The organism is Streptomyces sp. NPDC001515 (genome assembly GCF_053597115.1).
This window is the reverse complement of record NZ_JBSFHN010000001.1, coordinates 312,872-324,718: the sequence shown is the minus strand read 5'-3', so window position 1 is coordinate 324,718 and position 11,847 is coordinate 312,872. Positions and strand designations below refer to the sequence as shown.

The 11,847-nt window shown below is 72.4% G+C and carries 12 protein-coding genes; 8 read left to right on the top strand and 4 right to left on the bottom strand.

The window, feature by feature from the left end; translation table 11 throughout:
• Positions 1-282: 282 nt before the first annotated feature.
• On the top strand, positions 283-2,238 hold the full coding sequence (locus tag ACWCXC_RS01550) for a 2-oxoacid:acceptor oxidoreductase subunit alpha (RefSeq protein WP_450885931.1): 1,956 nt from the start codon (positions 283-285) through the stop codon (positions 2,236-2,238).
• Positions 2,231-3,289 carry a 2-oxoacid:ferredoxin oxidoreductase subunit beta gene (locus tag ACWCXC_RS01545; RefSeq protein WP_450682409.1) on the top strand — a complete coding sequence of 353 codons (1,059 nt, stop codon included), beginning with the start codon at positions 2,231-2,233 and terminating at the stop codon, positions 3,287-3,289. Before ACWCXC_RS01550 ends, ACWCXC_RS01545 begins: the two co-directional genes overlap by 8 nt.
• A gap of 111 nt (positions 3,290-3,400) precedes the next feature.
• Here the strand turns inward: ACWCXC_RS01545 and ACWCXC_RS01540 are convergent, their stop codons facing one another.
• The gene (locus ACWCXC_RS01540; protein ID WP_450885928.1) at positions 3,401-3,805 is read right to left on the bottom strand and encodes a winged helix-turn-helix transcriptional regulator; all 405 of its coding nucleotides are present in this window, start codon (positions 3,803-3,805) and stop codon (positions 3,401-3,403) included.
• A gap of 99 nt (positions 3,806-3,904) precedes the next feature.
• Here ACWCXC_RS01540 and ACWCXC_RS01535 point away from each other — a divergent pair, with 99 nt between their 5' ends.
• From ACWCXC_RS01535 to ACWCXC_RS01520, 4 genes are all read left to right on the top strand, one after another.
• Entirely contained in the window at positions 3,905-4,765 is an 861-nt protein-coding gene (locus tag ACWCXC_RS01535) for an SDR family oxidoreductase (protein WP_450885926.1), read from the top strand.
• Positions 4,766-4,901: 136 nt separating this feature from the next.
• Positions 4,902-5,894, top strand: a complete 993-nt coding sequence (rarD, locus tag ACWCXC_RS01530) for an EamA family transporter RarD (RefSeq protein ID WP_450682412.1) — start codon at positions 4,902-4,904, stop codon at positions 5,892-5,894.
• A 74-nt stretch (positions 5,895-5,968) separates the two neighbouring features.
• A complete protein-coding gene (locus ACWCXC_RS01525; RefSeq protein ID WP_450682413.1) occupies positions 5,969-7,549 on the top strand; it encodes an FAD-dependent monooxygenase in 1,581 nt (526 codons plus the stop codon).
• Between the two features lie 36 nt (positions 7,550-7,585).
• Entirely contained in the window at positions 7,586-8,044 is a 459-nt protein-coding gene (locus ACWCXC_RS01520; protein ID WP_450682414.1) for a VOC family protein, read from the top strand.
• Between the two features lie 27 nt (positions 8,045-8,071).
• Here the strand turns inward: ACWCXC_RS01520 and ACWCXC_RS01515 are convergent, their stop codons facing one another.
• On the bottom strand, positions 8,072-8,653 hold the full coding sequence (locus tag ACWCXC_RS01515; protein WP_450885923.1) for a TetR/AcrR family transcriptional regulator: 582 nt from the start codon (positions 8,651-8,653) through the stop codon (positions 8,072-8,074).
• Between the two features lie 143 nt (positions 8,654-8,796).
• Between ACWCXC_RS01515 and ACWCXC_RS01510 the strand changes: the two genes are divergently transcribed.
• Positions 8,797-9,147 carry an antibiotic biosynthesis monooxygenase family protein gene (locus tag ACWCXC_RS01510; protein WP_450682416.1) on the top strand — a complete coding sequence of 117 codons (351 nt, stop codon included), beginning with the start codon at positions 8,797-8,799 and terminating at the stop codon, positions 9,145-9,147.
• A gap of 65 nt (positions 9,148-9,212) precedes the next feature.
• On the top strand, positions 9,213-9,629 hold the full coding sequence (locus ACWCXC_RS01505) for a DUF4267 domain-containing protein (RefSeq protein WP_450682417.1): 417 nt from the start codon (positions 9,213-9,215) through the stop codon (positions 9,627-9,629).
• Between the two features lie 165 nt (positions 9,630-9,794).
• Here the strand turns inward: ACWCXC_RS01505 and ACWCXC_RS01500 are convergent, their stop codons facing one another.
• Positions 9,795-11,012, bottom strand: a complete 1,218-nt coding sequence (locus ACWCXC_RS01500) for a glycosyltransferase (RefSeq protein WP_450885920.1) — start codon at positions 11,010-11,012, stop codon at positions 9,795-9,797.
• A complete protein-coding gene (locus tag ACWCXC_RS01495) occupies positions 11,009-11,809 on the bottom strand; it encodes a MerR family transcriptional regulator (RefSeq protein WP_450682419.1) in 801 nt (266 codons plus the stop codon). Before ACWCXC_RS01495 ends, ACWCXC_RS01500 begins: the two co-directional genes overlap by 4 nt.
• Positions 11,810-11,847: the final 38 nt, after the last annotated feature.

Here is an 11,847-nt window from a genome sequence, read left to right as displayed (position 1 = left end):
CCGGGCGTCCGGTCGGGGTGAACCCCGGGCGCCCGGCACCGCCATCTGACACCCTGTCAGGTAGTAGGCCGACAGGCCCTGCTTCCCGGTGTCTCTTTCGAGGCTCCGGCGGGAAACAGGATGGGGGGTGAATCATGGCGGAACAGCGCCGAGAATCGTCTCAAAATGCCGTCCACCATGTGATCGGCCAGAGGAAGGCGACCCTTACAGACGTAGGGTGGTGCTCGGGACTTCCGGTCGGCCGGACGGTCCCGAGCCGCCGCGCCGAGGGAGGTCCAGTAAGTGACCAGCCAGGTCAGTAGCCCAGCCGAACAGGCCGACGAGGCCAGTGAGGCGCTCGTAGGGGGACAGCGTGCCCCCCAGTCCGCAGCCGAGGGGACGGGCGGGAAGGAAGTCCGCCGCCTGGACCGGGTGATCATCCGCTTCGCGGGTGACTCCGGTGACGGCATGCAGCTCACCGGTGACCGGTTCACCTCGGAGACCGCGTCCTTCGGGAACGACCTCTCCACGCTGCCGAACTTCCCCGCCGAGATCCGCGCCCCCGCGGGCACCCTGCCGGGTGTCTCCTCGTTCCAGCTGCACTTCGCCGATCACGACATCCTGACCCCGGGCGACGCGCCGAACGTGCTGGTCGCGATGAATCCGGCGGCCCTGAAGGCCAATATCGCCGATGTGCCGCGCGGCGCCGAAATCATCGTCAACACCGATGAGTTCACCAAGCGGCCGATGGCGAAGGTGGGCTACGAGACCAGCCCCCTGGAGGACGGCTCGCTGGAGGCGTACAACGTCCACCCGGTGCCGCTGACCACGCTCACCATCGAGGCGCTGAAGGAGTTCGGGCTCTCCCGCAAGGAGGCCGAGCGCTCCAAGAACATGTTCGCGCTCGGGCTGCTGTCGTGGATGTACCACCGGCCGACGGAGGGCACCGAGTCCTTCCTGCGGGCCAAGTTCGCCAAGAAGCCGCAGATCGCCGAGGCGAACGTGGCGGCCTTCCGGGCCGGCTGGAACTTCGGCGAGACCACCGAGGACTTCGCGGTCAGCTACGAGGTCGCCCCGGCCTCGCAGGCGTTCCCCACCGGGACGTACCGCAACATCTCCGGGAACCTCGCCCTGTCCTACGGGCTGATCGCCGCGGGCCGCCAGGCGGACCTGCCGCTCTACCTCGGCTCGTACCCGATCACCCCGGCCTCGGACATCCTGCACGAGCTGAGCCGGCACAAGAACTTCGGCGTACGGACCTTCCAGGCCGAGGACGAGATCGCGGGCATCGGCGCCGCGCTGGGCGCCGCCTTCGGCGGGGCGCTCGCGGTGACGACGACCTCCGGCCCCGGGGTGGCCCTGAAGTCCGAGACCATCGGTCTCGCGGTCTCCCTGGAACTGCCGCTGCTCATCGTCGACATCCAGCGCGGCGGCCCCTCCACCGGACTGCCCACCAAGACCGAGCAGGCCGACCTGCTCCAGGCGATGTACGGGCGCAACGGCGAGGCCCCGGTGCCGATCGTGGCGCCGAGGACCCCCGCCGACTGCTTCGACGCGGCGCTCGACGCCGCCCGTATCGCGCTGACCTACCGCACCCCGGTCTTCCTGCTCTCCGACGGCTATCTGGCCAACGGATCGGAGCCGTGGCGCATCCCGGAGACCGACCAGCTGCCGGACCTGCGCGTCCAGTTCGCGGGCGGCCCGAACCACGAGCTGGCCGACGGCACCGAGGTCTTCTGGCCGTACAAGCGCGACCCGCAGACCCTGGCCCGCCCCTGGGCCGTCCCCGGCACCCCCGGTCTCGAACACCGCATCGGCGGCATCGAGAAGCAGGACGGCACCGGGAACATCTCGTACGACCCGGCCAACCACGACTTCATGGTCCGCACCCGCCAGGCCAAGGTGGACGGCATCGAGGTCCCGGACGTGGAGGTCGACGACCCGGCGGGGGCGAAGACCCTGGTCCTGGGCTGGGGCTCGACGTACGGCCCGATCACGGCGGCCGTGCGCCGGTTGCGCGCCGCCGGACGCCCCATCGCGCAGGCCCATCTGCGCCATCTCAACCCGTTCCCGAGGAATCTGGGCGAGGTGCTGAAGCGTTACGACAAGGTGGTCGTGCCCGAGATGAACCTCGGGCAGCTGGCCATGCTCATCCGGGCCAAGTACCTGGTGGACGCGCACAGTTACAACCAGGTCAACGGCATGCCGTTCAAGGCCGAGCAGCTTGCGACGGCCCTCCAGGAGGCCATCGATGGCTGAGACCAACGAACTGCTCCAGCTGGTGCCCAAGGCCGAGGCGAAGCAGTCCATGAAGGACTTCAAGTCCGACCAGGAAGTCCGCTGGTGCCCCGGCTGCGGCGACTACGCGGTGCTCGCCGCCGTCCAGGGCTTCATGCCCGATCTGGGACTGGCGAAGGAGAACATCGTCTTCGTCTCCGGCATCGGCTGCTCCTCCCGCTTCCCGTACTACATGAACACCTACGGGATGCACTCCATCCACGGCCGCGCCCCGGCCATCGCCACCGGGCTCGCCTCCTCGCGGCGGGACCTGAGCGTCTGGGTGGTCACCGGTGACGGCGACGCGCTGTCGATCGGCGGCAACCACCTGATCCACGCGCTGCGCCGCAATGTGAACCTGAAGATCCTGCTGTTCAACAACCGGATCTACGGGCTGACCAAGGGGCAGTACTCCCCGACCTCCGAGGTCGGCAAGATCACCAAGTCGACGCCCATGGGGTCGCTCGACGCCCCGTTCAACCCGGTGTCCCTGGCCATCGGCGCGGAGGCGTCGTTCGTGGCGCGCACGGTCGACTCCGACCGCAAGCACCTCACGAGCGTGCTCCGGGCGGCGGCCGACCACCCCGGCACGGCGCTGGTCGAGATCTACCAGAACTGCAACATCTTCAACGACGGCGCGTTCGAGGTCCTGAAGGACAAGGATCAGGCGCAGGAGGCGGTGATCCGGCTGGAGCACGGGCAGCCGATCGTCTTCGGCGCGGACGGGTCGAAGGGCGTCGTCCGGGACTCGCTGACGGGTGATCTGAAGGTGGTCGAGGTCACCGAGGAGAACAAGTCCCAGATCCTCGTCCACGACGCGCACGCCCCGAGCCCGACCACGGCGTTCGCCCTGTCCCGGCTCGCCGACCCGGACACGCTGCACCACACCCCGATCGGGGTGCTGCGCGACGTGGAACGACCGGTGTACGACACGCTGATGGCCGATCAGCTGGACGCGGCCGTCGAGCAGAAGGGCAAGGGCGACCTCGCCGCCCTGCTCGCGGGCAACGACACCTGGACGGTCGTGGGCTAGGCCCGGTCCGCACGGCGTACGAAGCGTCGGCCGCACCCGTGCACCGCGGGGGCGGCCGGCGCTTTCGCGTACCCGCGTACCCCTCAGTCCGCGCGGTCGTCGTACGCCCCCTCAGTCCGCGCGGTCGTCGTACGCCGCGCGCGCCGCGTCCACCGCGTCCAGGCTCCGTTCCGCCCAGCGGGCCAGGGCCCAGACCTGCCCGGCGGCCTCGCGGCCCAGCGGGGTGAGCGCGTAGTCCACGCGGGGCGGGATCACCGGCTTGGCGTCGCGGCGCACGAAGCCGTCGCGCTCCAGGGTCCGGAGCGTCTGGGTGAGCATCTTCTCGCTGACGCCGCCGACCTCGCGGCGCAGTTCGCCGAACCGGTACGACCGGTCGAGCAGGGCGGCGAGCACGAGGACGCCCCAGCGGCTGGTGACGTGTTCGAGGACGACCCGGGACGGACACAGCGGCTCGCGCACGTCCGGGCGGCCTCCCGGGAGATCCGCCCTGCCGACGTCCACCTTGCTTACGCTCATACCAGTACCTTACTTCAAAGTGGGTACTTTCGATTAGTTAGTGCAGCTCGTAGGGTGAGTGCCGGAACGCCCGAAAAGGACATACGCAAGGAGCCCCCCATGAGCATCGTCGTCACCGGAGCCACCGGAGCGCTCGGCCGCCTGGTCGTCGAGCAGTTGCTGACCACCGTCCCGGCGGACGGGATCGCCGCCGTGGTCCGAGACAAGGAGAAGGCGGCCGGTCTCGCGGCGCGCGGGGTGGAGCTGCGGATCGCCGACTACGAGGACCCGGCGTCGCTGGCCGGGGCCTTCCGCGCCGGCGACCGGGTGCTGCTGATCTCCGGCAGCGAGGTCGGCCGCCGCGTCCCGCAGCACACGGCGGTGATCGAGGCGGCGAAGGCGGCGGGCGTGGCGCAGCTGGCGTACACCGGCATCCTGGGCGGCCCGGACGCGGACTTCGTGCTCGCCGACGAGCACAAGGTGACCGAGCGGCTGATCCTGGACTCCGGCCTGCCGTACACCTTCCTGCGCAACGGCTGGTACACGGAGAACTACACGGCCAACCTGGCGCCGGTCCTGGCGCACGGCGCGGTGGTGGGCAACGCGGGCGACGGCAGGATCGCCTCGGCGACCCGCGCCGACTACGCCGCCGCCGCGGCGGCGGTGCTGACCGGCGAGGGCCACCTCAACAAGGCGTACGAGCTGAGCGGCGACACGGCCTGGTCGCTCGCGGAGTACGCGGCCGAGGTCGCGCGTGCCTCGGGCAAGGAGATCGTCCACAAGGACGTGCCGGGCGCGGTGCACCAGGAGATCCTGACCGGAGCCGGGGTCCCCGAGGGCTTCGCGGCGATCCTGGTCGACGTGGACGAGGCGATCCGGCGCGGCCGGCTGGCCGGGACGAACGGGGACCTGGCCCGGCTGATCGGCCGCCCGACGACGCCGATGGCCGAGACGGTCGCCGCCGCGGTCGCCGCACTGTAGGACCGTCCCGCCCCCTGCGGACCCACGCGCTCCGATGTCATGACCGTCTGGCGATACGGCAATGACACCGGACCCCGGGCGGCGCTACCGTCGTCCGGTCGGCGGCGGCGCCGGCGGTCATCGCCAGGAGGGGCCCGTGAAGGGGAAGAACGAGCAGCGGGCCGGACTCCTGTCCGGCTTCGCGGCGTACGGCATCTGGGGGGTCGTCCCGCTGTTCTGGCCGCTGCTGAAGCCGGCCGGCTCGGTGGAGATCCTGGCCCACCGGATGGTGTGGTCGCTGGCGGTGGTCGGGGTCGCGCTGCTGGCCCTGCGCCGCTGGGCGTGGATCGGCGCGCTGCTGCGACAGCCCCGGAAGCTGGGCCTGCTGACGGTCGCCGCGGCGACGATCACGGTGAACTGGGGCCTGTACATCTGGTCGGTGAACAACGGCCATGTCGTGGAGGCCTCGCTCGGCTACTTCATCAACCCGCTGGTCACCATCGCCATGGGGGTGCTGCTGCTCGGCGAGCGGCTGCGCCCGGTGCAGTGGGTGGCCGTCGGGACGGGCGCGGCGGCGGTGCTCGTGCTGGCGATCGGCTACGGGCGGCCGCCGTGGATCTCGCTGGCGCTGGCGTTCTCGTTCGCCACGTACGGGCTGATCAAGAAGAAGGTCGACATGGGCGGCCTGGAGTCGCTCACCGCGGAGACCGCGGTGCTGTTCGTGCCGGCGCTCGGCTATCTGCTGTGGCTGGGCGCGCGGGGCGAGTCCTCCTTCGCCGCCGAGGGGGTCGGCCACGCGGTGCTGCTCGCCGCGACGGGGCTGGTGACGGCGGTTCCGCTGATCCTGTTCGGGGCGGCGGCGATCCGCGTCCCGCTCTCCACGCTGGGCCTGCTCCAGTATCTGGCGCCGGTCTTCCAGTTCGGTCTGGGGATTCTGTACTTCCACGAGGAGATGCCTCCGGAGCGCTGGGCCGGGTTCGGTCTGGTGTGGGTGGCCCTGGCCCTGCTGACCTGGGACGCGCTGCGGACCTCGCGGCGCACGCGGGCACGGGCCGAGGCGGCGCGGGCGGAGGCTGCGCAGACGGAGGCGGCCCGGCTTCCGGACCCGGCGGCGCCCGCGCGCCCGGCCACCGCCGAACAGCCCCAATAAAAGATTACTCGGTTGCTTTTTTAACTCGGTTACGGTGTGATGGTGCCTCACGGACCACCGACCGAGGAGTACGCATGCCTCCGCGCACGACGCCCGTCCTGATCGTCGGCTCGGGACCGACCGGACTGACCCTGGCCATCGATCTCGCCCGTCGCGGGATCGCGCCGCTGATCATCGACAAGAGCCCGGCGCACCCCCGCAGTTCCCGGGCCAAGGGCCCCAATCCGCGCTCCCTGGAGGTGCTGGAGGACCTCGGGGTCGTCGACGCGGTGCTGGCGGCGGGCGCGGAGCCGCCGCCGATGCGCAAGTACCGGGGCGGCGTCCCGATCGCCGACGCGGACCCCTTCGCGGACGCGCGTCCGACCCCCGACTCGCCGTACCAGCGGCCCCGGATGCTCGCCCAGTGGCAGGTGGAGGAGATCCTCCGCGACCGCCTCGCGGAGTTCGGCGTACGGGTCGCGCTGGGTACCGAGCTCGTCGGGCTGACCGAGGGCGAGGACTCCGTCACGGCCGCGTTCGCGGACGGCGCGGCGGTGGAGGCGCGGTACGTGGTGGGCTGCGACGGCGGCCACAGCACCGTACGTACGCTGCTGGGCGTCCCGTTCGAGGGGAAGACCGACGAGACGCAGCGGATGGTCTGCGGCGACGTCGAGGTGGAGGGGCTGGACCGGGGCTTCTGGCACCAGTGGTTCGACGAGGACGGGGCGGTGATGCTCTGCCCCATCCCCGGCACCCGGGCGGGCTGGTGGTTCCAGGCCGGTCCGGAGACCGACGCCTCGGGCGCGCCCGTCCCGCCGTCGGCCGAGAGCTTCCGCCGCCTGTTCGCCAAGCACGCCCGGCTGCCCGGCGAGCGGCTGACCCGGGCCGAACTCCTGTCGACGTACCGGGTCAACGAACGCCTGGCCCGGCGCTACCGGGTGGGCCGGGTCCTCCTGGCCGGGGACGCCGCCCACGTCCACTCCATCGCGGGCGGCCTCGGCATGAACACCGGCATCCAGGACGCGTACAACCTGGGCTGGAAGCTCGCCCGGGTCGTCACCGGACGGTCGGGGCCGGCGCTGCTCGACACCTACGAGGAGGAGCGGCTGCCCGTCGCCGCCGATGTGCTCGACATCAGCGCGGAGCGGCTGAAGGCCACCCTGGAGGCCATCCGGCGGCCCGGCGGCGGCCTGGACAGCGCGATCGGCCCGCGGACGAACGGACTGGGCCACGGCTACCGGTGGAGCTCGCTGGCCGCCTCCCCCCTCACCACGCCCCGGCTCCGCGCGGGCGACCGCGCCCCGGACGCGCCCTGCGCCGACGCGGCGACCGGCGGGCCCCGCCGCCTCTTCGAGACCTTCGCCGGACCGCACTTCACCCTCCTCGGCTTCGGCCCGCGCACGGCACCGGCCCTGCGCGAGGCGGCCTCGGACCATCCGGACGAACTGCGGGCGTACGGGATCGGCGCGGGCGCGCCGCACGACCTGGCCGACGACGGCGGGCACGCCCGCGCGGCGTACGGCCTGGAACCGGACGCACAGGCGCTGGTCCTGGTCCGCCCGGACAACCATGTGGCGCTGATCGCGCCGGCCTCGGACCACGCGGCGGTGGCGGACTATCTGCGCGGCACGGTGGCGGGCACCGGAGGCCGGTCGCGGCGTATCTCCGCGACATGAAGTGATCATCGCCGGAATGCCTCATTCCGGGACAGAATGACGATCATGACTCTTGACTGGAAAGTCGTCATCGACGCCGCCGACCCGCACGCCCAGGCCGGCTTCTGGGCCGCGGCCCTGGGCTACGCGATCGAGGACAACAGCCCCCTGATCGACCAGTTGCTCAGCGCGGGAGCCGTTCCCGAGGCGCTCACGACGACCGCGCACGGCCGCCGCGCCTGGCGCGATCTGGCCGCCGTACGGCATCCGGACGACCCGTACGACGAGCGGAGCGGCACCGGCCACGGCCGCCGCCTCCTCTTCCAGCGCGTCCCCGAGCCCAAGACCGTCAAGAACCGCCTCCACCTCGACCTCCACGCGGGCCCCGACCGCCGCGCCGACGAGATCGCCCGTCTGGAGGCCCTCGGCGCCAAGGTCCTCAACGCGGTCGACCAGCCGGGCGGCCGGTGGACGGTCCTGGCCGACCCGGAGGGCAACGAGTTCTGCGTGCAGTAGGCGCGTGATGGGGGCGGGGCGGCTTCGTCACGGCTCGGGGGCGGTGAGGTAGCGCTGGATCGTGGGCCCGACCCAGTCCACGATCTCCTCGGGCCGCAGCGCGACGGTCGCGGGGAACCGCAGGACGTAGCGCGTCAGCGCGATGCCCAGCACGGCCGAGGCGCAGAGCGCCGCGCGGGCCGGGGCCTGGTCCGGGTCGGGGCCGACCCGGCGGGCGAGCGGGATCAGCTGGTCGCGGAGCACGCTCTGCGTGCGTTCGGCGGCGGCAGGGTCGGTGGCGCCGACCCGCAGTAGCGCGGTGAGTTCGTCGTTGTGCTCCCACAGGGAGAGGAAGTGGCGCACCAGGGTGCGGCCGGTCTCCTCCCGCGACTCGACGGCCAGGTCCGGCAGCCCGGGGTCGATGGCGACGGCCTCCGCGAACAGCCCCGCCTTGTTGCCGTAGTAGCGCATCACCATCGACGGGTCGATCCGCGCGTCCCGCGCGATGGCCCGGATGGTCGCCTTCTCGTAGCCGTCCGCCGCGAACCGTTCGCGGGCCGCGGCGAGGATCGCGGCGCGGGTGGCGTCGGAACGCCGGGCGGCCTGCTGATTCTCCGTGGTGCCGGTCATACCAACAAACGTAGGCCAACACGTGTTGACAGTCCAGGGCCCCCGGCCCTACGTTTGCCCACAGCCGTTGGCCAACGCGTGTTGGCCCACACTCGTTGGCATCGAGTGACCGGTGACCGCCCGACGGAAGGGAAGTACCGAGCATGGCCGAGTTGCGGAACCTGGATCCGAGTACGCCGCTGTTCGCGCAGTTCACGGAGGAGACCGGGCGCGTCGTCCTGGCCAACACGTTCGTCGTCCCGAGGGAGCGGGACGAGGAGTTCCTGGTGCTGTTCCGGAGGCAGGCGGCATTCATGAGCGCCCAGCCGGGGTTCGTCTCCCTACGGATGCACCGGGGCACGGCGGACAGCCGGCTGCTGATGAACGTCGCGGTCTGGGAGTCGACCGAGGCGCTCGCCACGGCCTTCGGCAGGCCGGAGTTCCAGCGGATGGCCGCGGAGTCGCCAGCCGAGGTCGTGTCGTATCCGCACCTCTACGAGGAGATCGACCTGTGACGGCCCCTCGGGCGACCCCGCCTCTCGTCTCCCCGCCCTCCGCCGCACACCGAAGGAGCGACACCGTGTCGCCGAAGAACGTCAACACCGCCCTGACCACGGTCTGCGTCCTGTTCGTCCTCTGGCTCGGGCTGTCCTTCATCCTGTCGCCCGAGGCGTCCACCCACGGGGTCGGACTGCCGACGTGGTCCGACGGCAACGGCGACGGCTTCCTCGTCATGAAGGGCACCCGCGAGTTCGCGATGGGCCTGGTCCTCGGCGTCCTCCTCCTGACCGGCCACCGCCGCGCGCTGGGCTGGGTGCTGCTGATGGAGGCCGTCGCCCCGTTCGGCGACATGATCAACGTCCTGGCCCACCACGGGCCGGCCTCGGCCGCGTTCGGCATCCACGGCCTGACCGCGGCGGTGATCGCGGTCACCGGTCTGCTGATACTCCGCGAGACGGGCGGGAGCCGTCCGGCTGCCACCACGGCCCGGCGCTGACACCGCCCGCGTCGGCCCGTTGCCGGAGGAGACCCAGCCGATGCCGGCCGCGTTGAACGTGCGTGGCGGCCTGGGCCGCGCGAGGTCAGCGGGACGACGGGACGGGAGGTCGGCGGGGCACGGCACGGAGGCACGGCGCCGCGCCCGGCCGCATCGCCCCCTCCCTCAGCCTCCGGTCATCCGCCGCACCGCCTCGATCACCTTCCCCGCCCCGTCCTCGGTCGCCAGGTGACGCGCCGCGTCGCCGGCGGACCGGGTGAAGGACTGGCGCTTCACGGCCAGGCCGAGGGCGGCGGCGAGGCGTTCGGCGTCGAGGGAGCGGAAGGGGATGGGGTCGGTGGCCGCACCGAGCGCGGTGAGCCGGGACGCCCAGAAGGGCTGGTCGGCGGTGACGGGTACGGGTATCGAGGGCACCCCGGCCCGCAGGGCGGCGGCGGTGGTTCCGGCGCCCGCGTGGTGGACGACGGCGGCGAGGCGGGGGAAGAGGAGGGCGTGCGGGAGGTCTCCGACGGTGAGGACGGTGTCGTCGCCGTGGGCGGTGAGCCCGGCGACGCCGGACTGGAGGATGCCGCGCAGTCCGGCGCGGCGCAGGGCCTGGACGGCGAGCGCGCCGAGCCGTTCGCCCTCGCCGGACGCCATGCTGCCGAAGCCGATGAGGACGGGGCGGGGCCCGGCGGCGAGGAAGTCCTCCACCTCGGCGGGGAGTTTCGCGTCCGGGTCGTGGTGCGGCCACCAGGAACCCACGACCTCCAGACCGGCCCGCCAGTCGGCGGGCCGGGGCACCAGCGCCGTACTGAATCCGTACAGCACGGGCCACTGGGCCGCCTCCTGCCGGCGCCGCGTCGCGGGGGCGGAGAGCAGGGGGAGGCCGAGGCGCCGGCGCAGTGCGGTGACCGCGTCGCCGTAGAGCCGGTCGGTCATACGGAGGGCGAAGCGGCCCGCCGCGCGGTTGCCGAGGCGGCCCAGCGAGCGCGTGCCGGTCACGACCGGCGGGAAGTCGCCGGTCGGTGCGGTCGGCTGGAGGTACACCCCGAGGCTCGGCAGGCCCGTCGCCTCGGCGAGATGCCAGCCGAGCGGGGCGGTGGTCGTCGACAGCAGGAGGAGGTCGGCGCCCTCGGCCGTCGCGTCGGCGAACCCGTCGGCCAGGTCGGTGACGAACGCGGCGGCGGTACGCATCAGTTCGCGGCGGCCCTGGACCCCGCCGCCGGTCCGCGCGTCGGCGGGCAGGGCGCGGAACTCCAGCCCCGCCTCGCGTACGAGCGGCGCGAAGGTCTCCGTCGTGGCGAGGGCCACTTCGTACCCGGCCCCGCGCAGGGCGGCGCCCAGCCCCGTGTAGGGCGCTACGTCACCGCGCGAGCCGGCTGCGGCGATCAGGATCTTCATCGTTCCTCCGGAGGTTCGGTACGGCCGCCGTCGTGGCGGGCCGCGTTGGCGTGGACCGCCTTGCCCAGGTAGGCCGCCAGGCCGGGGCGTTGCCGGGAGGGCGGGACGACCAGGGCGAACGCGCGGGGGTCGGCGACGAAGTCGTCCGCGATGCGCCGGTGCATGTCCGGCGGGCAGGAGGTGAACCAGCGCGAGATGTGCAGCCGGTGCTCCTCGGCCAGGTCCATGGCTCGCTCGCCGTCGCTCGGCTCCCCCTCGTCGAACGCCGCCAGCAGCTCACCCCGCCAGGCGGTGGCCTCCCCCATCAGCCGCCGCCAGTCCTCCTTGGTGTGCGCCGCCGCCCGCGCCATCGAGGCGCGCTGCCCCTCGGAGTCGGCCCACTTCAGGGCGGCCTCCGTGGCGTAGCTCAGATCGAAGGCGATCTCCCCGAAGACCTCGAAGCGTTCCTCGGGGGTCAGCGCCACGCCGGTCTGCTGCACCTCGATGGCCCGCTCCGCCACCTCCGTCAGCCGCTGGAGCCGAGCGATCTCCTCGCCCAACCGCCGCTGCCGGTCCCGCAGATGATCCAGCGCGTTGGCCTGCGGGTCCTTGAGGATCACGGCGATCTCGTCCAGCGGGAAGCCCAGCTCCCGGTAGAACAGGATCTGCTGGAGCCGGGCGAGGTCCGCCTCGTCGTAGAGCCGGTAACCGGCATGGCTGCGCCCGCTGGGCGAGAGCAGCCCCGCCCGGTCGTAGTGATGCAGCGTCCGCACCGTCACCCCGGCGAACGCCGACACCTGCCCCACGGAATAGCTCATCCGCCGCCCTTTCGTCCGGCCTCAGCCTCAAGCCTGAC

Coding starts and splice junctions, on each gene's coding strand:
- ACWCXC_RS01545 (WP_450682409.1), top strand. CDS start 2,231: ATGGCTGAGACCAACGAACTGCTCCAGCTGGTGCCCAAGGCCGAGGCG.
- ACWCXC_RS01540 (WP_450885928.1), bottom strand. CDS start 3,805: ATGAGCGTAAGCAAGGTGGACGTCGGCAGGGCGGATCTCCCGGGAGGC.
- ACWCXC_RS01535 (WP_450885926.1), top strand. CDS start 3,905: ATGAGCATCGTCGTCACCGGAGCCACCGGAGCGCTCGGCCGCCTGGTC.
- ACWCXC_RS01525 (WP_450682413.1), top strand. CDS start 5,969: ATGCCTCCGCGCACGACGCCCGTCCTGATCGTCGGCTCGGGACCGACC.
- ACWCXC_RS01520 (WP_450682414.1), top strand. CDS start 7,586: ATGACGATCATGACTCTTGACTGGAAAGTCGTCATCGACGCCGCCGAC.
- ACWCXC_RS01515 (WP_450885923.1), bottom strand. CDS start 8,653: ATGACCGGCACCACGGAGAATCAGCAGGCCGCCCGGCGTTCCGACGCC.
- ACWCXC_RS01510 (WP_450682416.1), top strand. CDS start 8,797: ATGGCCGAGTTGCGGAACCTGGATCCGAGTACGCCGCTGTTCGCGCAG.
- ACWCXC_RS01500 (WP_450885920.1), bottom strand. CDS start 11,012: ATGAAGATCCTGATCGCCGCAGCCGGCTCGCGCGGTGACGTAGCGCCC.
- ACWCXC_RS01495 (WP_450682419.1), bottom strand. CDS start 11,809: ATGAGCTATTCCGTGGGGCAGGTGTCGGCGTTCGCCGGGGTGACGGTG.